General features: G+C 47.2%; 21 protein-coding genes and 1 tRNA gene. 11 read left to right on the forward strand and 11 right to left on the reverse strand.

Annotated elements, in window-relative coordinates; all coding sequences use genetic code 11:
• The first annotated feature begins 20 nt into the window (after positions 1-20).
• Together NG792_RS06615 and NG792_RS06620 are read left to right on the forward strand one after the other, a co-directional pair.
• A complete protein-coding gene (locus tag NG792_RS06615; RefSeq protein WP_261196535.1) occupies positions 21-674 on the forward strand; it encodes a cofactor assembly of complex C subunit B in 654 nt (217 codons plus the stop codon).
• Between the two features lie 58 nt (positions 675-732).
• Positions 733-1,251, forward strand: a complete 519-nt coding sequence (locus NG792_RS06620) for a DUF456 domain-containing protein (RefSeq protein ID WP_261196536.1) — start codon at positions 733-735, stop codon at positions 1,249-1,251.
• Positions 1,252-1,313: 62 nt separating this feature from the next.
• Here NG792_RS06620 and hpsJ-A read toward each other — a convergent pair whose 3' ends face one another.
• The 5 genes from hpsJ-A to rfbB form a co-directional block, all read right to left on the reverse strand.
• Positions 1,314-2,036: an HpsJ-like protein, cyanoexosortase A-associated gene (hpsJ-A, locus tag NG792_RS06625; protein ID WP_261196537.1), complete on the reverse strand. Its 723-nt coding sequence runs from the start codon at positions 2,034-2,036 to the stop codon at positions 1,314-1,316.
• 38 nt (positions 2,037-2,074) lie between these two features.
• The gene (locus tag NG792_RS06630; protein WP_261234908.1) at positions 2,075-2,749 is read right to left on the reverse strand and encodes a cyanoexosortase A system-associated protein; all 675 of its coding nucleotides are present in this window, start codon (positions 2,747-2,749) and stop codon (positions 2,075-2,077) included.
• An 11-nt stretch (positions 2,750-2,760) separates the two neighbouring features.
• Complete coding sequence (gene crtA, locus NG792_RS06635; RefSeq protein WP_261234909.1) at positions 2,761-3,600, reverse strand: cyanoexosortase A; 840 nt, start codon at positions 3,598-3,600, stop codon at positions 2,761-2,763.
• Between the two features lie 199 nt (positions 3,601-3,799).
• Positions 3,800-4,483: a PEP-CTERM sorting domain-containing protein gene (locus NG792_RS06640; RefSeq protein WP_261234910.1), complete on the reverse strand. Its 684-nt coding sequence runs from the start codon at positions 4,481-4,483 to the stop codon at positions 3,800-3,802.
• A gap of 559 nt (positions 4,484-5,042) precedes the next feature.
• Positions 5,043-6,152, reverse strand: a complete 1,110-nt coding sequence (gene rfbB, locus NG792_RS06645; protein WP_261196541.1) for a dTDP-glucose 4,6-dehydratase — start codon at positions 6,150-6,152, stop codon at positions 5,043-5,045.
• A gap of 237 nt (positions 6,153-6,389) precedes the next feature.
• Here rfbB and NG792_RS06650 point away from each other — a divergent pair, with 237 nt between their 5' ends.
• Positions 6,390-8,204 carry a CapA family protein gene (locus NG792_RS06650; protein ID WP_261234911.1) on the forward strand — a complete coding sequence of 605 codons (1,815 nt, stop codon included), beginning with the start codon at positions 6,390-6,392 and terminating at the stop codon, positions 8,202-8,204.
• A gap of 196 nt (positions 8,205-8,400) precedes the next feature.
• Positions 8,401-9,300 carry an alpha/beta fold hydrolase gene (locus NG792_RS06655; protein ID WP_261234912.1) on the forward strand — a complete coding sequence of 300 codons (900 nt, stop codon included), beginning with the start codon at positions 8,401-8,403 and terminating at the stop codon, positions 9,298-9,300.
• Positions 9,301-9,385: 85 nt separating this feature from the next.
• Here NG792_RS06655 and NG792_RS06660 read toward each other — a convergent pair whose 3' ends face one another.
• Positions 9,386-9,703: a (2Fe-2S) ferredoxin domain-containing protein gene (locus NG792_RS06660; protein WP_261196544.1), complete on the reverse strand. Its 318-nt coding sequence runs from the start codon at positions 9,701-9,703 to the stop codon at positions 9,386-9,388.
• Between the two features lie 315 nt (positions 9,704-10,018).
• Here NG792_RS06660 and NG792_RS06665 point away from each other — a divergent pair, with 315 nt between their 5' ends.
• Together NG792_RS06665 and nblB are read left to right on the forward strand one after the other, a co-directional pair.
• Positions 10,019-10,483 (forward strand): CBS domain-containing protein, encoded by a 465-nt coding sequence (locus NG792_RS06665; RefSeq protein WP_261196545.1) that lies wholly within the window; start codon positions 10,019-10,021, stop codon positions 10,481-10,483.
• A gap of 142 nt (positions 10,484-10,625) precedes the next feature.
• Positions 10,626-11,294 (forward strand): phycobilisome degradation protein NblB, encoded by a 669-nt coding sequence (nblB, locus tag NG792_RS06670; RefSeq protein WP_261234913.1) that lies wholly within the window; start codon positions 10,626-10,628, stop codon positions 11,292-11,294.
• 173 nt (positions 11,295-11,467) lie between these two features.
• Here the strand turns inward: nblB and NG792_RS06675 are convergent, their stop codons facing one another.
• Complete coding sequence (locus NG792_RS06675) at positions 11,468-12,508, reverse strand: diguanylate cyclase domain-containing protein (RefSeq protein WP_317619385.1); 1,041 nt, start codon at positions 12,506-12,508, stop codon at positions 11,468-11,470.
• A gap of 190 nt (positions 12,509-12,698) precedes the next feature.
• Between NG792_RS06675 and NG792_RS06680 the strand changes: the two genes are divergently transcribed.
• On the forward strand, positions 12,699-12,872 hold the full coding sequence (locus NG792_RS06680) for a hypothetical protein (RefSeq protein WP_261234914.1): 174 nt from the start codon (positions 12,699-12,701) through the stop codon (positions 12,870-12,872).
• 414 nt (positions 12,873-13,286) lie between these two features.
• Here the strand turns inward: NG792_RS06680 and NG792_RS06685 are convergent, their stop codons facing one another.
• The 4 genes from NG792_RS06685 to NG792_RS06700 form a co-directional block, all read right to left on the reverse strand.
• Positions 13,287-14,045, reverse strand: coding sequence for an ABC transporter ATP-binding protein (locus NG792_RS06685; protein WP_261196548.1), 759 nt, complete (start codon positions 14,043-14,045; stop codon positions 13,287-13,289).
• A gap of 71 nt (positions 14,046-14,116) precedes the next feature.
• Complete coding sequence (locus tag NG792_RS06690) at positions 14,117-15,331, reverse strand: ABC transporter permease (RefSeq protein ID WP_261234915.1); 1,215 nt, start codon at positions 15,329-15,331, stop codon at positions 14,117-14,119.
• Between the two features lie 226 nt (positions 15,332-15,557).
• Positions 15,558-16,586 (reverse strand): WD40 repeat domain-containing protein, encoded by a 1,029-nt coding sequence (locus NG792_RS06695; RefSeq protein WP_261234916.1) that lies wholly within the window; start codon positions 16,584-16,586, stop codon positions 15,558-15,560.
• A 743-nt stretch (positions 16,587-17,329) separates the two neighbouring features.
• Positions 17,330-17,403, reverse strand: a tRNA-Val gene (locus tag NG792_RS06700).
• A 316-nt stretch (positions 17,404-17,719) separates the two neighbouring features.
• Between NG792_RS06700 and NG792_RS06705 the strand changes: the two genes are divergently transcribed.
• From NG792_RS06705 to NG792_RS06720, 4 genes are all read left to right on the forward strand, one after another.
• Positions 17,720-18,880 carry a sulfate ABC transporter substrate-binding protein gene (locus tag NG792_RS06705; RefSeq protein ID WP_261196552.1) on the forward strand — a complete coding sequence of 387 codons (1,161 nt, stop codon included), beginning with the start codon at positions 17,720-17,722 and terminating at the stop codon, positions 18,878-18,880.
• Positions 18,881-18,960: 80 nt separating this feature from the next.
• Positions 18,961-19,311, forward strand: coding sequence for an NIL domain-containing protein (locus NG792_RS06710; RefSeq protein WP_261234917.1), 351 nt, complete (start codon positions 18,961-18,963; stop codon positions 19,309-19,311).
• 47 nt (positions 19,312-19,358) lie between these two features.
• Positions 19,359-20,489, forward strand: a complete 1,131-nt coding sequence (locus NG792_RS06715; protein WP_261234918.1) for a sulfate ABC transporter substrate-binding protein — start codon at positions 19,359-19,361, stop codon at positions 20,487-20,489.
• A gap of 87 nt (positions 20,490-20,576) precedes the next feature.
• The gene (locus tag NG792_RS06720) at positions 20,577-21,587 is read left to right on the forward strand and encodes a sulfate/molybdate ABC transporter ATP-binding protein (protein ID WP_261196555.1); all 1,011 of its coding nucleotides are present in this window, start codon (positions 20,577-20,579) and stop codon (positions 21,585-21,587) included.
• Positions 21,588-21,593: the final 6 nt, after the last annotated feature.

The raw sequence follows: 21,593 nt of genomic DNA on the forward strand, positions 1-21,593 counted from the left end.
GATGGGATGATTTTTTGAGTATGGCTAAACCGGATGGAAATGTAGTATTGCGGCGCTTACCCCTAGTTGCCGGTGGATTGGGCGGGGTGCTTTTTTTTGCCAATCGGGTTTTAACTGTTGAAGTTACGGATTCCCAGGCGCGATCGGATGTCTTGGGGGTGATTTTAAGTGCGTTGTTAATTTTAACCGGGTTACTTTGGCAACAGGTTCAACCGAGAGTGCCTGAATCGGTGGAGTTGATTGGGGAAGAGGGGTTTGAACTGGCACCGGATTTGCCGGAACGAAGCAAAACGGAACTGGCATGGGCGTCGCTGATGTTGCTGACGAATACGGTAACGCGATCGCTGGTGGTGTGGTATGACGGGCGAGTGCTGCTGCGCCGGGGGATTTTAGGGCCGGAAAAAGAGGTCAAACCTGGGGCGATCGTGCAACGGGCGATCGCCCAGCAGAAGCCGGTTTATTTGGTGGCGCTGAAGTTATATCCCGGACGGATTGAGTTTGACTATTTACCGGAAAATACCCAAGGGGTGATTTGTCAACCCCTGGGCAGTCGCGGGGTGCTGATTTTGGGGGCGAATGCTCCGCGTAGTTACACGAAACAGGATGAACGGTGGATTGAGGGGATTGCTGAGAAAATAGCCGAGAATTTGAGTCATTATTTAGAGAGTGACTAAAAATGGCTCACGAATCACCGTTGAAAATAGCCTTGCAGCCGCATTCATTTAAGAGCTTATGACAATTTTGTATTGGGTACTGATTGCCGTGATGATTTTGGGCGTCATCGGCGCTGTGGTTCCGGGGGTTCCGGGATCAAGTTTAATTTTGGGATCGATTATTGTTTGGGCGATCGTCCAGGGTTTTGGGACCGTCGGTTGGGCATTAGGGGTGGCGATCGTCGTTTTGCTGCTCAGTGTTTGCATCGACTTACTCGCCACCTATTTCGGGGCCAAACAAGGCGGGGCCAGCAAGTGGGGACAAATCGGGGCGATCGTGGGCTTTCTCTTGGGCTTTTTAGGCCTACTCCCCGCCTTACCCATTGGCGGACCTTTACTCGGCATTCTTCTGGGTCCTCTGCTAGGAGCAATCATCGGAGAATACCTCTACCGAAAGGATCTCACCATTGCCGTCAAAGCCGGGATTGCGGTTGTCGTGAGTTCCGTCATCGGCAATTTTATCCAAGGAATCCTTGCCTTAGCGGTCGTTATCTTTTTTGTAGCCACCACCTGGCCGCCCCCGGGCTTAGGCTTATAGAACAAATTGGGAAAAGGACCGAAAACTCCTGTTCTCCGGTCCCTTTCCCCTGATTCCCAGGTTTACCGCGCCCAACCCGTTCCCCGCCAAATCATAAAAAATAGGACACTAGCAACCAACGCCCCCAGATTCCACTTCACCGAATTTTTGAGTAAAGTCTGGCGCTGATTTTGGAGCTGTTGTTGAGATTGAACCTGAACTCGTTCCTTCGCCGTCGGAATATTGGCCAGAATGTCTGCTTTAAGCTGTTCCGTATTTTCTCCATCCACTGGCAAACCCAATCGATTCAATTCCAGGGCCAAAGTTTGCAGTTGTTCCGTAGTTCCCGTCTGAACTTGTTCCTCAATTTGTTGTAATAGAGATAACTCTTGTTGAGCTTGAGCGTTAATTTGAGTGGTCGTGTTGCTATTAATCCGCCCAGTATTAATAATACCTAACGGAAGCATTAGTAGTGATAATACCGCCAGCAGCAGGGTTAACCAAGACAGCAATTTTAAAAGAATATCTTCTAATCCCCTGCGGTTATAGTCTTCCCCAAAAAAAACAAGTGCTAGGCCCAATAAGGGTACAGGCACTCGCTCAACCAAACCTCCCATTGTTTGTAATTCCCAAGCAGGATTCATGAAATTGGGAGCAACAAAAAGCTGGATTGTATCAAATAAGGCTAATACTAACAAGCCATAGCCAATCAACCGAAGCCGACCAATAGATCTCAATTGATCGGCGCTAAACCGCAACAGTTCATCAACGGAACGAGTCAGATCGAAACCTTCAGATTTAGTCATAAATTTTGCATCCCTGTTGAGAAGAGGGTTAAAAGAATTTAAGGCTTAGGAAAACGCGGTTGCCACCAAGCATACCAAGAAACCCAAGCATTTTCCAAGACTGGATAGGCTTGCTCGGCAGTAGTATCCTCTAAGGACACCGACAAAATGGTCCACAGGCACCGGAAGTCTCGTAGTTCTTGCTGTCCAAGCAACCAAGGGACCAAACGAGCAATCTGCAAATCATAAGTATTGCGGTTATTCCGGAATTGTTCCGCAGTAACGGTACTCCCCCCGTATGGGTTGATACAGGAACTGAGGTAGGCTCGCTCTGCTGTTGCTGCAAGACCGTAGAAACCGATTCCTTCTTGGTGATGTATTGTTAGTGTACCAGGGGAAGTCTCGGAATTGAGATGCTTGTTTAGCATAGTTTTGATATCACCATCGGTATCAATGACGTAGCGCATCTCAATATCTAAGGGAATTTTATTTTCCTGATGCTGATACCGATAAAGTTTCGCTGAGACTAAGTTTGTGGCCTTTTTATCTTCAAATGACTCACTTCCTAATGGCTGCCACTCTGCTAGGGGAATGTCTGGGGGGAAACTAAAGTCAGCGGATGGACCTTTTTCGGGACTTGAATAAAGTAGAGATTTTCCTACAACGGTGAGGACGCTGCCGAAGGTCAGAGCTAATAAAAAAATCCGCAAGGGTTTCCAGTACATTTTTTGCATGATCTGCCGATCTAAGGATCGATTTTTAGATTTTCTGGCTCATTTCGCAGGATGAAGAACCAGCAAAATAACCCCAGAAGGAAGACGCCAAACATTGAAAAAATGAGTGAACCGTCTCCATAATGCCAATATTCAAAAGATTCTTTAGTGGAATAGGCAACCAGTAAGGCCATGAGTGCGACCCGAATTCCATTAACAATAAAGCCCAGAATGATAGCGGCCAGGGGAATATATATTTTTTGTTTCACTGTTGTCGGAAACATAAATAAAAATAAAATAGATAATCCCAATAATTGCAGAATGGCACTGTACCCGGAACAGCCGGAGTAAACTTCAATACTTCCCGTGGGTAGGTTAACATAGATTCCTTGGCGAGTCACTGGAAATCCTAAGTACCACAGAAGTAGGGCAGAAAATTTAGCGGTTAAGGGAGAAATATCGAAAATTCGTAATAATAAGCCGGTCGAAATCGACATAAATCCTAAAATAAAGAGTTCCTGCCAGTATTGCCTGAGGCCTTTAATACCGGAAGCAAGTAAGGCTAGGCCGATTCCTGAGATAAACGGAGAAAGACGCAGAAAAATATCATAGCTATTTAAGGTGGCACTTTTAAGAAGGATTAAGGCAACGATCGCCGCTCCTAAAAGGCTAGAAATCGGCCCACTTTGCAGTTTAAAGGATTGGTATCTTTCCCAGATTAAAAATGCAGCACCCCCCCAAAAGAGTAGACTGGTACCTACCACATCTACGGGAGCGTATTTCCACATCAATGTGATGTTGATTGTCATTAATCCGGCGGCGATTCCCAATAACCAATATTTGGGTTCTTGTAGCGTTTGTACAAAAGACATTGTGAATTCCCCACAGCGCGTTAATGTAGGATGAATGCCGAATGCTACCGATGATTGAGCAGGCGATCGCCGTGGGATACAGTCTTTGAATGGCCGATGGCGATCGCCCTTTAAGCAAAAGCAGTTGACACCATTGCCAACTGCTCTATTCTACTAAATTGACCGCTCATTTGGAGAACTTTGTCCTCTCGTGACTGACTTAGGCTTCAGTAGTGCGGCGTTTACGAGAGCGACGAGCGGCAGCTAGACCCGCAGCACCTAATGCTAGTCCACCCATTGTCAAGGGTTCAGGAACTGCTTCTGCGGTCACCGCGAAATCGTTAAAGTCGTTATCAGCACGGGCCCACTTGATATCTTCAAAGCCAATTGAGACAGGTCCACTAAAGGGATTCGCCAACTGGAAGGGAGTGGCCTCAAAAGCTTTGGCTTCTTTTGCTGAACCCGTAGCTCCAAAGACAGTACGCTGTAAGCCGGTATAATTCAGGCTAGATGTACTGTAAACAGTTCCAGCGCTCGCTCCCTTGTAGGTACTGACCAGTCCGAGTGTGTAGATTCTACCGGCCAAAAAGGTAAAAGTCTTGTTGACCTCTTGAACGGCATTGCCTAATGTTCCCAGGAAATCATTTTTAGAACCATTATCCGTCCCTTTCACTTCTTGATAGAGGGCGCTTTTCTCTTCTAAGGCTCCACCCTCTAAGACTTCAAAGATTTTCAGGGTAGATTGGAAAGCCCCCTTAGAGTGGACAAAATTAAATCTTACGTCTTGGTTGGTGTCAAAGCTGATTCCATTCGTACCAAACGTAAAGGCACTGGCAGGACCAGCAACTCCGAACATTGCTGTTGCTGTTGCTGCTGTTATTCCGATAATTAGTGTCGTCTTCACTTGTTGCACTCCTTTGTTTTTAGTGTTGCCTGATTGAAACTTAAAGTTTATATAGCAATCTAATGCGATTAAAAGAGATGGGGTAGTGTCCCTATTTCCCCAAAAAGGGTGGTTTCTAAACTTGCCAACCACTGAATTCCTGTAACAACTGAGTTAGGATTGCTATATCTGTTTCTATAATGACCTACTTTGGGGTCGTCGGCTAGAGGCTTTATGGAATCTTTACAATAATCGGTGGCCTCATAGTTTTTGAGTTGGATAGGTTTGCCCTTATTAAATAATATACTCTCATCCGGGGATAAAAACTGCGATCGCTGCGGCCTGACTTTGTGATCTCGATCGCAAGCTCAGAACAGGCATTTCGGAGTTTACTGACTGAACGAAAAGAGTAGGGAAAATCTCCGCAAAAGTACGGAGATTTACTCACGAAATATTTAGAGTCTTAATCCCTCAATAGGTTTGAAAATTCTGTCCGATCGCCTTTGGGTAGTGAAAAACCCCTGTAAAACTACAGAACTGCTGATAGCGATCGCCTCAGCCATCTGAGAACCCTCACCCCTTAATTCGCGTAAACCTGCCGATAATAGTCCTGGTACTCCGCCGAGAGTAGAGGACGCCACCACTCTTGATGAGTCAAATACCATTGGACCGTTTCGCGCAGCCCCTCTTCCACCGTCACCGTAGGGGTCCAGCCTAACTGAGTCTTAATTTTCGTGGCATCGATCGCATAGCGGCGGTCATGGCCTGGTCTATCCTTGACAAAGGTCATTAAGGTCTCGCAAGGGCGAACGGGCAAATCTGGAGCCAACTCATCCATCAACTGACACAACATCTTTACCAAGTCAATATTTTTGACTTCATTATTCCCCCCAATATTATATGTTTCCCCCGGCGTCCCCTGGTGAATCACCACATCTAACCCTCGGCAGTGGTCCTCCACATACAACCAGTCGCGAATATTTTGCCCATCTCCATACACAGGTAACGGTTTACCCAGTAGCATATTAATGCACATCAGGGGGATCAGCTTTTCTGGGAAATGGTAGGGCCCATAATTATTTGAGCAATTCGTAATCAGGGTGGGAACACCGTAGGTGTGATAGTAAGCACGGGCTAAATGATCACTTCCTGCTTTGGAAGCAGAATAAGGACTATTGGGTGAGTATGGAGTCTGCTCTGTGAACCCGGGATCCTCTGGCCCCAGACTGCCATAGACTTCATCGGTGGACACATGGAGGAAAATCGGTCCCCGTTCTCCCAAGTTAGGAACCGGCAAAGTTTGCCAGTGATTCCGAAAGGCTTCTAACAGGGTAAAACTCCCCACTACATTGGTTTGAATGAATGCTGCAGGCCCTAAAATAGAGCGGTCTACATGGGATTCGGCGGCAAAGTGGGCGATGGTATCGATCGCCTCCTCTTTGAGCAGATTTTCCACCAAGGGGCGATCACAAATATTCCCCTGAACAAACCGATAGTTCTGGTTGCCTTCGAGACTGGCTAAATTGTGGGGATTACCCGCATAGGTGAGGGCATCAAGGACCACCAGGCGATCGCCGGGATAACGCCGAGACCAGTAATGAACGAAGTTAGCGCCAATAAACCCGGCACCGCCAGTCACCAATACTCGACGGGACTTTCGATTTTGAGGGGAGTTCAGACTAGAGGTCATGCAGATAGCTTCTCTATTTCTTAGCAGACTTCTTCAAAAATACCCTGAAAATCGCCGAGAAGAGTGAACCCGATCTTGTAATAGCTCAGTATCTGCACAGTATTGACTATTTCCAAGGGGTTTGAATACAGAGGTGGACTCTAAGCGGATCAATCGCCATTTTCTTAGGGGCCTTACTCTGTCCAACTTCTACCCCTAACATTACCAACTCTATTTATTTGTGTGAGGAGAGGGATTTTGGACGCGCAAAATATCGTGAGTTTAGCAAAGCAAGGAGATCCAGCGGCGATCGCCGTATTGCTGAATCAAGCATTAGGAATCAGAAATATGACGGCCCAAGTGGTTCGTAACGACAATCGGCTGCATATCCTCTTAGAAGCCGATCGCATCCCTGATCGCCAAGCTTATATCACCTACATTCAGGATGGATTAACTCGTCTCAATGTCCGTTCCATTCACTCTGTCCGGGTTTATGCCCGACAAATTGGGCAAAAAGTTCCGGCATGGGATGAAGCCTTTGAGTTCGGTAAAGCCACCATTAGCCCCCTCTCTTCTCCCTCTGGGGTCCCGGAGGAACCGGCTTCAAAACCACTCCCCACTCCCGAATCCTTGCCGATTGCTAAGGACAAACCCCCCATTTCCCCGAATCCTTCCGTGACTCCCATAGAGGCATCGGTACAGACTCCCAGGGAAAGTAGCAACTCTGAGCGCGATCGCCCCCTCGCTGATCCAGTGATTCCCCAACCGGCGATCGTCGCGAGAGACAATCCACCACCGCCAAAGAGAGTCCCGTCTAACCGATCCCGGGCGATCGGTAATACCATCAAAATTGTATTACCCACCGTGGGAATCATGAGCCTGATCCTGGGTACAGGTTGGGATTTCTTCAGAAACGGTGAAAAATTCCATCCTGCTCTTCTTTTATCCAGCGCATCGGAAACTCTAGCCACCGTCAAACTGCCCGAACCCCCAGAATTTCCCTCTTTTGCAACCCGTTCCAACTCTCTCCAACCCTTACAAACGGACAACATTCTCAGCAACTTCCAACAACTCTCTCAACTGGTTGAATCCTCCATTCCCAACCAGCCTATTACTATTAAAGCTGTTGGAGATATTATTCCGGGAGTTGACTTCCCTAGTAATAAACTCCACTCACAGCCTGAGCAACTTTTTGAGGCAGTCACCCCTTATTTACAAGGAGCTGATCTTGTTTTTGGTAACTTTGAAAGTACCTTGACCAATCATCCTTATTCCGGCAAAGATGTCAGTCGTCCCAATGTTTTTGCATTTCGCACTCCTCCCACTTATACCCGCCTATTAAAAGAGGCGGGTTTTAACATTTTAAGTGTCGCCAACAATCATTCATTGGATTTTACTGAACAAGGGTTTGAAGACACTATCAAAAATATTGAAGCGGCGGGAATGGTGGCCGCCAGCCGCAAAGGGGAAATTGCTTATACCACGGTGAATGATATCCCTATCGCCTTTATTGGGTTTAGTACCTATTCCTATCACAACTCCATTCTTGATTTAGAGGCAGCAAAAGCGCTAGTTGCTGAAGCTCAGGAGAAGGCTACTCTAGTTGTAATTTCCTTTCATGGCGGTGCAGAAGGAACCGGCGCTCTCCATGTTAAGAACCGCACCGAAACCTTTTTTAGCGAGAACCGAGGGAATTTGGTAGAATTTTCTCGGGTGATGATTGATGCCGGGGCAGATTTAGTCTTAGGTCATGGTCCCCATGTGCCCCGTGCCTTAGAGGTTTACAAGGGGAAATTAATTGCTTATTCTTTAGGGAATTTTATGGGATATCGCAGTCTTTCCACGGTAGCGGAATTGGGATATTCTTTAATTCTGGAAGCCGAAATTGATTTAGAAGGGAATTTTATAGGGGGTCAGATTATTCCAATTCATTTGAATAGTCAAGGAATTCCTAGCTATGATGCCCAAAATCGCACGGTGAAGTTAATGCAAAAATTAACCCAAAGCGATTTTCCCGAAACTCCGCTCTCTATCGAAGCTGATGGAAAGATTGTAAAGGTAGATTCTCAGTAAAAGGGGAGAGGTAAGAGGGAAATAATCGCTCTGCTAATAGGAGGGAGAGGAAAAGAGGGGATGGGGGTTTCAGATGAGGCCAAATGAGAGGGTTTGCTTCGGGAGGAGCGGGGGCGGGATAGAATTTCAGCGTAGCCAGTGGCGCTCTACAATGAAGAGAGTTGTTTGTATTTATGACAAAAAATTGTATTAAGTGATGCAGGTAACCTCGTCAATCAACACTGAGCCGATACCGGGTGCATACTGGCAATGGGGCGATCGCGCTATTTATTACGTTCGTGCAGGCGATCGCCATCCCGATAAACCCCCCCTGCTGCTGATTCATGGTTTTGGGGCCTCGACGGATCACTGGCGCAAAACGATCGCCGGGTTACAAACGGACTTTGAAGTTTGGGCGATCGATTTGTTGGGATTCGGGCGATCGGCTAAACCCAACTGCATTTACAGTGGAGAACTCTGGCGGGACCAATTACAAAACTTCATTCAAACCCATATCGGCAAACCTACGGTGGTTGTTGGGAACTCCCTGGGAGGATATGCCGCATTATGTTTAGGTGCTCAATGTCCCGAATCCGTTGCCGGGGTTGTTTTACTCAACAGCGCTGGTCCCTTCACAGAAACGGAACCCCTCCCAGAACCTCCATTGCATCGGAAAGCGCTGAATGTTGCCTTGAAATCAGCATTTCGCCAAAATTGGGTGAGCTTCCTGTTGTTCCAATGGACGCGCCGCCGTGCCACGATTCGGAAGACCCTAATGAAAGTTTATCTGGATCCCTCAGCTGTGACCGATCAACTGGTGGAGGAAATTTATCGTCCTTCTTGCGATCGCGGTGCAGCACAGGTATTCGCGGCGATTTTTAAAACGCCACCGGGGGAAAAAGTAGATAGATTGCTCTCTCAGCTTAAGGCCCCCCTGTTAACCCTGTGGGGAGAAGGAGATCCTTGGATGAAAATTCAGGAACGCAGCGATAAGTTTCGCCAATATTATCCCCAGGTTACGGAATATTTTCTCAATGCAGGCCATTGTCCTCATGATGAAATTCCCGATCGCGTCAATGAATTAATTCGCGAGTGGGTTCTGTCTAAAGTGAAGTAATCATCCCCAAAAAGGGAGCGCGTCACCGGCAGTCGCCTTTTGATCCAGGAGAGTTGCGGCGATCGCCCCTTCCTCGTGCGGTGAGCTAAAACGAAAATTTCAAGTGAATTCTGGGGTTGAGCAGAGCATCCACTGGCTCACCGTTTTCTAAATGTTGAACTACAATCACAGGGACATCTGCCGGTGTGACTCGACAATACCAAACATTATCAGGGTTGACTTTAACCGTGGGACCTGAGCTACATTGTCCCAGACAACCCGTACCATTGACGGTCACTCCGGGGGGAAGTGCCGTCTGCTGAAAGGCTTTCAGAACGGCGGGGGATCCGTGGCGCTGGCAAGATTGGTGCTGACAAATCGAAATATTCCGATACAGAGGGTCTGGGGAATTGGGGGGTGTCATAGCCTCCTGGGGAAATAAATCTTTACAATACTGATTCTAACTGCCGCAGTCTGTGGTTTCCAGATGGAGTAACGATCCACCAGAACTTTGACCCTCCTGGTGAAACATCGACTTTTGTCCGGATATCTGAGAAAATCTCCCTTACGGTCACTTAAATTTATAGGTGACCTGAGCGGGCTACAAGTTGGGATCGGGGGAAAAAACAGATCAGGCTGGGTTTAAGCCATCAAGTTCGACCCCACAGATGCATTAGGACTAATAGCTCAATGTTTTAGATGACGGCCACAAATTAGCTTGAGATAAAGATAAAAGAAAATGGCGAAAACAGTTGCGGAGATAATGACCCACGAGCCGATCGTCGTGACTTCAGAGACTTCTTTGGATGAGGCGATTCAGATTATGGCCGAACGGCGGTTCAGTGGACTTCCCGTGGTGGATGCTACCGGAAATTTGATCGGGATTATTTCCCAGGGAGACTTGATGTGGCGGGAAAGTGGGGTGACACCGCCGCCCTATATTATGGTGCTTGATAGTGTGATTTATTTAGAGAATCCAGCGAAATATCAGCGGGATTTACATAAGGCTTTGGGACAAACTGTGGGGGAAGTAATGACAAAAAATCCTCAAACGATTAGACCCGAAAAGTCTTTACGAGAGGCGGCAGAATTGATGCATGAAAAGGGAGTACATCGCTTGCCGGTAATCGATTCAGTGGGTAAGCCTATCGGAATTTTGACTCGGGGCGATATTGTCCGGGCAATGGCAACGGAGGAAGGGTAAGAGTTGACATTTGGAGGGGATAGGTTTGAGGTCAGAAAGGACCAAAGATGGTGAATAATCATCAGGAAGTGACGGATCAAGGGGACTGAAGATCCGGTAAATTTTGATTAAGGAATATCAGATAAGGAACAGATCATAAAAAATGAACGTTACTCCAGAGTCAGTGAGGGAATTACTGCATTCAGAAACAATGGGCGATCGCCTACGCGGAGTGAATCAACTTCGACAGCTTGAACCGGCGATCGCGTTAGAACTGATTTTACCGACGATTCAAGATAGTAGTGCTAGGGTGCGGTATGCAGCGGTGAGTCAGATGGCGAGTTTGGGAAAGATGGATCGCGATGTGGCTTTAACGGTCCTGCGCGATCGCCTTTTAAATGATTCCGAAACGGATGTACAAGCGGCAGCAGCGGACTCTCTGGGAGGTTTGCAATTAACAGAAGCATTTGAAGAGTTGCAACAGATCTATGAGAATACCTCGGAATGGCTGCTGAAACTCAGTATTGTGGCGGCATTAGGAGAATTAGGGGATATTCGGTCTTTTGAGATTTTAGAAGATGCCCTGAATTCTTCAGAAAGTCTTATCAAAACAGCGGCGATCGGCTCTTTTGGGGAACTCGGCGATCAGCGAGCCACTGCATTATTAATTCCCTACGCCAGCGATGCCGATTGGCAAATTCGCCATCGCGTTGCTCAAGCTCTGGGAAGGCTTGGGGGTCCTGAAGTTCGTCCGATCTTAGAAACATTAGCCCAAGATGAAATTCCCCCGGTGGCACAAACGGCACAAGTAAGTTTATCCGCCGTGGTTTGAAGAGGAAAAGGGTGGGAAATTCCCACCCTTTTTCTATCTCTATTAATTAAATGAGGCTCACCCAACCATTCCCGTATCCCTACCCAATTAGTTTGCAGTGATAGCTTTCTCTCAATTTTTACGTCACTGAAACAAAGCAAGATATTCGGGAAAGATTAATTTTGGAAGTTGCCTTACTTGGGCAAAATAAAAATTTTTAGAATCAGGCGATCGCGCCCCGATTCTTTCGCCTGATAGAGCGCTTTGTCCGCAATCGAAATTAGCTCAGAGGGAACCGTACTCGGACAAGGAATCGTAGCAGTCACCCCCAAACTCACCGTAATAAATTCACTCACCGCAGAAGTGGGATGGGGAATCTGTAAATTGCGGATTTCAGTCCGAATTTTTTGGGCCACACTCACCGCCCCTGCTGCATCTGTATTCGGAAGCAAAATCGCAAATTCTTCTCCCCCGTAACGCGCCACCAAATCCCCGGGACGTTGCACCGAGCGAGTCAGAGCCTCTGCAACTTCTTGTAAACATTCATCCCCGGCTAAATGCCCGCAGGAATCGTTGTAGCGTTTAAAAAAGTCTACATCACACAAAATCAAAGACAGAGAGGAAGGATTTTGGACAAAATGAGTATCTGTCCCCGTGTTTTTCGCCGCAACACTTTCCCGAATCAGTCGCCGCCACTCATGTTCTAATGCTTGGTCAAAACCGCGACGATTAGCAACCCGAGTCAACCCATCCAGAAATGCCAGACGCTGCAACTCCTCATTTGCCGCTTGTAACTGTCGATACAGCTGTGCTTGTTCCAGCAACCGTCTAACCCTTTGACGCAAAACTGCCCAGTGAATCGGTTTGGTGACGAAATCCACGGCACCCACCTCGAATGCATGGTCCACCGATTTACTATCCTCCAGACTGGTAATCATTAAGATGGGGGTGTGGGATGCAAAGTCATAGTCCCCGGAAGAATCATCCTCAAACATGGCTTGCAGCCTAGTACAGCAGGTAAAACCATCCATAACCGGCATGATGGCATCGATCAAAACCATATCGGGATGCAGGCGAATATAGGCCTCTAAACCCTGAAGGCCATTTTCCGCCTCGGCTACTCGGTAGCCCTCTTTTTCCATGACTTGACGGAGGAGATCCCGCATAAAACGGTCATCATCGACGACCAAGATCAGCGGCGGTTCTTTATCCGGAGTCGATGATTTTTTACTCACGCCAGCTATCGGATTCTCCATAGGCCTATCATTGACTGCCCTAGTCCATCCCCTTGTGAGTCCCGTCGTTTGGTATTTTAACGATGGCATTTTTATTAAATAACTTCCTTGAGTGTATTATCAATCATCGGTTGCTACCTCGTGAGCGATCGCTGTAGCTGCCGGAAGTGACCCTCCGTAATAGAGCCGGGTGATTTCTATCACCTACACCCGACCCAAACCCAGTGACTTGACCTCGGCAGCAGGGACCCGACGACCCGGGGTTGAAGCCCGAATCAATGGGTATTTCCCCTCCACCGAGAGTGTCTTCCCCAATCCGGTTGTCAAAGACCTGCGTTTAGAGCAGTCATACCTATCCCATTGAGTTTCTTCCTACGTGAGGAAATCAGCACGCCCAACGGTTGGTGACTAAGCTGGCCCGCTTTTATCGCACTGAGTGGCTAGTTGGAGGGTATTTTCACTTCTGTGAGAGCGAGATTCTTTTCTGTCTTTTGGACAGAAAGGCCCTTTAATCTCTTTCCTATAATAAATAACTTAATGGCCAGAAACCTTCTACTATAGGTAGATTTATCAGCGGCTCCCGGGGGTTGTTCTTTGATATTACGTTTCGGCTGTTAATTGGGCTTGATAGGATTACCAATTTTTTCTTTGAACGAGGATCTGTCGCGGAAATAATTAGACCTCTAGCAAAATTCCAAAAAGCCGATATCCTCTTTTAAAAATCAGGGGTGAGCCTTGCCCGGTGGAATTCCCGGGCCAAACCGTCCCCTCATAGGGTTTAAAACGTTGCGCTATGCAAATCAGCGGGAGTGAGATGAGATTGGATGACCTCTCCATCACGAAACATGACAATTCGTTTAGTGGCGCGGGCGACTTCCGGTTCGTGGGTTACCATCACGATCGTCATGCCACTAGCATTAAGTTCTGAAAAAATATGAATGACTTCTTCAGTGGTTTTGGTATCTAAAGCGCCGGTGGGTTCATCCGCTAATAGTAAAACGGGCTGGTTGACGATCGCCCGGGCGATCGCCACCCGTTGTTGTTGTCCCCCAGACATTTGATTGGGCTTATTATTCATCCGATTTTCTAAGCCGACCCGCGTTAATGCCTCCATCGATCTCGCCCGCCGTTCCGAGGGAGAAACTCCCGCATATACCATTGGCAACATGACATTTTCTAAGGCGCTCAGTTGAGGTAATAGATGATACTGTTGAAAAACAAATCCTAACTTTAAGTTCCGAATTTTAGCTAGATTCGCGTCTTCCATTTTTGTAACATCAACCTCATCCAGATAATAATATCCGCTACTGGGTCTATCCAGGCAGCCAATAATATTCATTGCAGTCGATTTCCCAGAACCAGAGGCCCCCATGATTGAGCAATATTCCCCTTCATAAATGGTTAAATTAACCCCTTTTAGGGCTTGGACTTCTGTATTACCCGATCCATAAATTTTGTAAACATCTTTCAGTTGGACGATCGCCGCTTTTTGTTCTGGAATCGGTAGAGTAGATTGGAGTTGATTTTGAGAGTTCATAGTAATCTTTAATTCCCTAAATTCACTGATAAAACAATGACCAATGACCAATGACTAATGACCCAATTCAATTACTCACTTCTTAATGCTACAATCGGGTCGAGCTGGGCTGCACGACGGGCAGGAACTACCCCAAAAAATAAGCCGATGCCTCCAGAGACACTGGTTGCCAGGGCGATCGCCATTCCCGAAACTCCCGCCTCAAAAGGCGTGACTAGGGCAATCAAAAAAATACCCCCCACCCCAATACCAATGCCGATTGCACCCCCCGCCACCGCTAGAATCACTGCTTCTATGATGAACTGAATTAAAATATCTTGCTCAGATGCGCCGATCGCCTTGCGCAACCCTATCTCCTGAGTTCGTTCCGTCACCGATACCAACATGATATTCATAATTCCAATCCCACCCACCAGCAGGGAGATACTCGCCACCGCTGCGAGTAACACCGTTAACGCACCTGTAATCGCATCAAAGGTATTCATTAAATCTTGCTGATTCTGAACGTAGAAATCGTCTTCGTCCGTAATTCGATGCCGTAGACGCAGCAAATTTTCAATTTGAAACTGGGCTATTCCCATCCCTTCTTCATTGGCGATCGTCACCCAAATGAAAGAAAGCGATAGTCCATAAGGCGATTGCCGTCCCAGGATTCTATTCGCCATTGTCGTGATGGGAATTAAAGCGGTTTCATCGTAGTTTGTCCCAAAAGATGCTCCTTTGGGTTTCATCACCCCAATCACTTCTAGGCTGACATTTTTGATGCGGACTTTTTGTCCAATGGGGTTGCTGTCTCCAAATAAAGCAATGGCTAAATCTGAACCTAACGCCACTACTGCATTGCTGCGCTGAACATCTAATTCATTTAAAAATCGTCCCTTTTCTACCTCAAAGCTGCGGACGGTGAGAAAATCGGGCATCGTGCCAAATATCAATGCTGAAAAGTTCTGATTGCCATAGCGCACCAGTTCACTGCCGTTGAGTTCGGGGGAGACTCCATTAATACCGGGAACTTGGGAGGCGATCGCCTTTGCATCCTCCAAAACCAAGGTTTGGGGCGGTCCTCCTAATCTGCGGCTATTCCGATTCCCCGGGGCAATAATCAGCACATTTGTTCCCAAGGATTCTATTTGTCCCCCAATAAAATTTTGCGCGCCTGAGCCAACCCCAATCGTAGCAATCACGGCAGCATTCCCGATAATAATCCCCAGCATGGTGAGGGTACTTCTAGTTTTGTTGGCCACTAGGGTCTTCGCAGCCATGTCCAGGCTTTCCCATAAGTTCATTTTTCTCTATCCTTTCCCTAAAATAAATTTTTGATGTTTTAAGTGTTATTTAGCCTAAAAAAATGTTTATTCAACTTCAAAATATAAAGATGCAGTAAAAGCCGGGATGATTTTCTTTCCAGTTGGACGGCATAAAGAGGGGAAGTTTCCTAGCTTTTATAAAGAAAATTCAACGGCTGCCAAGCTGGAGAAATATCCCGGGTTTTTCCTGGAAAATTGACCCAGTTTATTGAACGGCTCGCCAAATTTTAATCGTTTGGTCCGCACTGGCACTGGCAAGGGCCTGTCCATCGGGACTAAAGGCAACGGAAAGAACTCGCCCTTGATGATTGTTGAAGAGGGTTCGCAGGGAACCATTTTCCACATTCCACAGGCGCAGGGTGCGATCGGCACCCCCACTGGCAAGCAGTTGACCATCGGGGCTAAATGCCACTGCTAAGACCCAATCTGCATGACCCGTTAAGGTACTTTTCAAAGAGCCGGTGTTGAGGTCCCATAACTTGATGGTGTGATCGGCACTGGCACTGGCGACGGTTTGTCCATCGGGACTAAAGGCGATCGCGGTAATGGGGCTAGAATGCCCTTCAATGGAGCGCCACTTTTTCCCCTTGGGCATTCTCCAAAAGCGGATGGTGTTATCGTAGCCCCCACTCACTAAGGTATTGCCATCGGGACTGACGGCAACTGCCCAGACAAAGCTGGAATGCCAGTTTAGGGTTCGCCTTTCTCGTTCCGTGTTGACATCCCACAGGATGATGCTGCGATCGGCACTCGCAGAGGCTAGAGTTAGTCCATCCGGGGTAAAGGCGACACCCCGAACCGCAAAGGTATGACCTAATCGCGTCCCGGTTAAAATGCCCTGATTTACATCCCACAATTTGACGGTGAGATCGGTACTGCCACTGGCTAAACCTTGTCCATCGGGACTAAAAGCGAGGGAATTTACATCAGCGGAATGTCCCAGCAGGGTGCGAATCAATTCGCCAGTGGACCAATTCCAGAGATTGATTGTATGATCGCGACTGCCACTCGCTAGGATGCTGCCATCGGGACTAAATTTTATGGCTTCTACCCAACTGGTATGTCCTTCCAGGGTTTTATCTAAAATAAAAAGGGGTCCGGATTCCTGGTTCAGGCTCTCGCTGGAGGGAGGCTCGATTTGCGAATGGGCCACTTGCGACCGATCCTGGAGGGCGATCGCGAAGGTTAAACTCATTAAGCTAGAAAGTAAAAACCAGCGCCAAGATAATCTCATGTTCAGGGTCCGATCCTCTATATTTCTTTGGGTTGCGATCAAGAAGATACTCTTTTTTTTTGAAAAGTTCATCTTTAATCCATATTTATACCCTTAGAGGGGTTAGTTTTGTGGCATCGGCTCGGTCTTACGGCTCCGCCCTCCCCCCTTCCTTCGTCGGCCTTGTGGATGGGGTAAAAGTTAGACAGTCCTCCTGGATGACCCAGCACCTATCCCTACCTCCTCAAGTGGTTTTTCACCGGCGAACCTTGGCTCTTTTTAGGAGTCTTTAATTCCAATTTCCTATTTTTTATTGTATAACAAAATATGGGAATTTGGGGAAGTGACTATTATTTATTCTGACTAAATAGCTGATATTTAAGGTGAAAATTTGAGTTTTATCCCTTCACTCAATTATGCTCTTTCTAATTTAAGTTAGTCATAGAAACCCCCTCAAATTCATCCAAAATTCACCCTTCATAAGCGCTAGATGCGTTCCAATGGCGAGGGCTTGGATATGGTTTATTTCCTGAAGTAATGGTTTGCCGGTGGTCCTGTGCAGGAGTGAGTGCCTTCACAGGAAGGACTTCTGAGGCGATCGCTGCGGGCTCAGTCCGTAACCCACTCATTTCTTAAAGTCAAAAAGGCCCCTTCAACACCGGATAGTCAAAGGCAACTGATTGAGTCTTTTTCCTCAACAGAATGGATGCCGATCTAAGATCTTCGGCGAATTCTCCGTTTACTTTTATAAATCAAGCTTTGAATGGACACAACTGGACTCGAACCAGTGACCCCCACGATGTCAACGTGGTGCTCTAACCAACTGAGCTATGCGTCCTTGCCAACAGTTTATAAATGTAGCACAAGGTCTCGGAAAAAAGCAAGGGTTTTTTGAAATTTAGGCGATTTTTTCTGAAATCCTTACGGCAACTCGATTTGAGCGGAGTCCTATCCCCATTTACAAGTTACCAACTTATTATATATGAATAATGCACCCGACAGTGAGACAGCTACGGCCCTGTTAACCGCCTATTCCGGGCGCTGTAGGAATTAAAAAAAACACTTGCTTTTTTTTAGCTTTTCCGATAATGTTAATTTTCAGTCAAACAACGGTATCTTGACCAAGTTACCGTAGATTAGAGAAAGGAGGGTATATGGGTCAATGGCAACCGAGCGCAGAGGGAAAAAACCCCTTGGATCAAAACCGCACATTATGGAGTGGGGGGTTTAGGCAAGGGACCCTAGTCCGTTGGTGGAAAGAATTCTTCACCAGTCGAGGGAAGTATCGACAAATCCAAAAATCTGTTTCATTGTTTCTCGTGGGCCTCACTATGAGCGCGGCGATCGCAGCTTGTGGAGGTTCCACAGGTACAGCAGGCGGTGAAAACGTCCAACTCACCCTGGTGTCTTATGCCGTCACTCGTGCCGCGTATGAGCAAATCATTCCGCAATTTGTACAGCAGTGGAAAGAAGAACATAACCAAGAAGTCACCTTTACCCAAAGCTATGGGGGGTCCGGTTCCCAAACCCGAGCTGTCATTGATGGATTAGAAGCCGATATCGTTGCCTTAGCGCTGGCATTAGATACCCAACAAATTGAAAAAGCTGGGCTGATTCAACCGGGGTGGGAACAAGAGACTCCCAACGATGCGATCGTCCATAAATCCGTTGCTGCTTTAGTCACCCGAGCCGGTAATCCCAAAGGCATTAAAACCTGGCAAGACTTAGCCAAAGATGATGTCAGCGTCATTACCGCTAACCCCAAAACTTCGGGCGGTGCGCGGTGGAATTTCTTAGGTCTTTGGGGTGCAGTCACCGAAACCGGGGGGAATGATACGACTGCCACCGAATTTACTCGTAAAGTCTTCCAAAATGTCCCCGTCCTCCCCCGCGATGCTCGCGAATCCAGTGACGTCTTTTTCAAACAGGGTCAAGGGGATGTATTAATCAACTATGAAAACGAAGTGATATTGGCTAAACAAAACGGCCAAGAACTTCCCTATGTGATTCCCGAGGTAAATATTTCTATCGATAATCCCGTTGCTGTAGTTGATGCCAACGTGGATAAACACGGGACCCGGGAAGTCGCCGAAGCCTTCGTCCAGTATTTATTTACCCCAACTGCTCAACGCGAATTTGCCAAAGTGGGCTTCCGTCCTGTGGATCCTGACGTTGCCACGGAATTTAGCAGTCAATTTCCCCAGATCCGAACTTTGTTCACCATTGAAGACTTGGGGGGCTGGGATGCAGTGCAAAGTAAATTTTTTGACGATGGCGCTATCTTTGACACAATTTTGAGCCAAGTCCAGCAATGAAAGTCCGTTATAGTTCACCAAAACAGTTTCTTCCCAGCTTTATGGACGACTAGATAAAATTAGCTCAAGTGGAGAAATTTATGCCGACTCACCCTAATTATCACGCTCAAGTAAACCCGAGTTATCCAGGTTCGCAACCGCCGTCTTTACACCTCTCAACCGATGACTCCCGACCCACACACCTGCGAATTCGGATTCGGGTTCCGAAAGAGTATCAGGAAGAACCCATCATTTCTCGCCTGATTTCTGAGTATGGATTGACCGTTAACGTGAATGCAGCCTTGTTAGCAGCTAATATCAAAAATGATGGGTGGTTTGACCTCGATCTCCGGGGAAAAAAATGCCAGATTGATAGCGCAATGATTTATTTGAACGACCTCGATGTAGAAATTTGGAGTAAGTCAACGGACCCTGATGAGGAGAACTGGTAATTGCCAGGACATCAATTCACGGAATATGATTGTGAGCAGGGGATAAGGTGGACTTACTCCACCTGCCCTTGGCTCGATCGCACTTCTTCATTCTCCTTATCCTTGCTCAAATACCTAGGCTGTCGGTGGAAATGAGTCGCTTTTTGTCCCCAAATTTATTCATCCGGTGGGTCGTTGCTTTCCTATGGGGAGTTAGTCTGAGTTGGGCGCTCGCCGCCTGCACAGGTAATCTGAGCAATCCCAATCCCCTGGAACTGACCCTCGTCTCCTACATGGTGACCCCTTCGGCGTATCAAGAAATCATTCCCCAATTCCTAGAAACTTGGAATCAGCAGCACGATCGCAAGGCAGTGATTCGCCAAAGTTACGGCCCTTCCGGGACCCAAACCCGCACTGTCCTCCACGGACTGGATGCTGATGTCGTCGCCCTAGCTTTAGCCTTAGATATTCAACAACTGGAAAAAGAGGGACTGATTGAACCCGGTTGGGAACAAGAAGCCCCCAATAATTCCATCGTTACTCGTTCTGTCGCTACAATTGCTACTAGACCCAATAATCCCAAAGGCATTCAAACCTGGGCAGATTTAGCCAAAGAGGACGTCCAGATTGTTCTGGCTAACCCGAAAACCTCTGGGGGTGCGCGGTGGAGTTTTCTTGCGCTTTGGGGTTCCGTCACCCAAACCGGAGGAACGCCAGAGCAGGCGCGAGCTTTTACCCAGAAAGTCTATGAAAATGCAGTGGTTTTATCTAAAGACTCCCGGGAAGCGACCGATGCTTTTGTGGAGCAACGTCAGGGAGATGTGTTGGTGAACTATGAAAATGAAATGATTTTAGCGGGACTCAACGATCGCCCCGTGGCTTACCTTGTCCCGCAGGTCAATATTGCGATCGAAAATGCGGTAGCGGTGATTGATGAAAATGTGGATAAACATGGGAATCGGGAACTGGCTGAAGCATTTGTCCAATATTTATTTACTCCCGAAGCCCAAACTGTTTTTGCGCGCTACGGGTTTCGGCCTGTAGAACCTACAGTGGAGAGCAATCAAGGCGATCGCTTTCCTATTGTTAATACCCCCTTTACCATTGAAGATTTAGGCGGATGGGATACCATACAACGACAATTTTTTGACGAAGGAGCAGTTTTTGATGAGATTCAAGCTAGTTTATACCGTCCCTAACATCGCCTCAGTTTGAACGGCATCTGTTCAATCACATGATGCTCTCTAATCCAGCCTTTTATTGACTTCACCCCGCAAGTTGTAATCATGGGAATCTTAATTCAGGACGTTTCTAAAAATTTTGGTTCATTTTTGGCCCTTGATCAGGTCAACCTTGACATTAAGAGTGGATCTTTAGTTGCCCTCTTAGGACCTTCTGGGTCCGGTAAATCGACCTTACTGCGACTGATTGCCGGATTAGAAGCACCGGATCAAGGTGAAATCTATTTAACCGGAGAAAATGCGACCCAAGTCCGAGTCCAAGAGCGAAATATTGGCTTTGTGTTTCAGCATTATGCGCTGTTTAAACACATGACCATTCGCAAAAATATTGCCTTTCCCTTGGAAATTCGTAAGGTTCCCAAGCTCCAAGTGCGGGAGCGGGTGGAACAGTTGTTGGAGTTGGTGCAACTGCAAGGGTTAGGCGATCGCTATCCCGCGCAACTCTCTGGGGGTCAACGCCAGCGGATTGCCTTAGCCCGAGCCTTAGCCGTACAACCGAAAGTTTTGTTACTCGATGAACCCTTTGGTGCATTAGATGCCAAAGTCCGTAAAGAACTGCGGGCTTGGCTTCGACATTTACATGATGAAGTTCATGTCACCACTGTTTTTGTCACCCACGATCAAGAAGAAGCGATGGAAGTCGCCGATGAAATTGTGGTGATGAACAATGGTCGGGTGGAACAAGTGGGGACAGCCAGCGAAATTTATGATCAACCCGCCAGTTCGTTTGTTATGAGTTTTATTGGTCCGGTGAATGTTCTTCCTATTAATTCAGGACTCTGTAAAACTCAGTCTCAGGTTTCATCCTCAGACCAAATATTTTTGCGTCCTCATGATTTATTAATTAGAACCAACCCAGAACCTGAGTTTGTTTCGGCGCAAGTAACCCGCCTGGTTCATTTAGGATGGGAAATTCAATTAGAATTAGTGCTGAAATCGGGGTCAGTATTGACGGCACAATTAAGTCGGGAGCGGTATGATGAACTGCAACTCGAAGCCAATCAGGAGGTGTACGTCAAACCCAAAGAAACCAGAATATTTGCTCCGGTTTGTTAACCCAAG

The organism is Laspinema olomoucense D3b, from assembly GCF_025370785.1.
Taxonomy (GTDB): Bacteria; Cyanobacteriota; Cyanobacteriia; order Cyanobacteriales; family Laspinemataceae; genus Laspinema; species Laspinema olomoucense.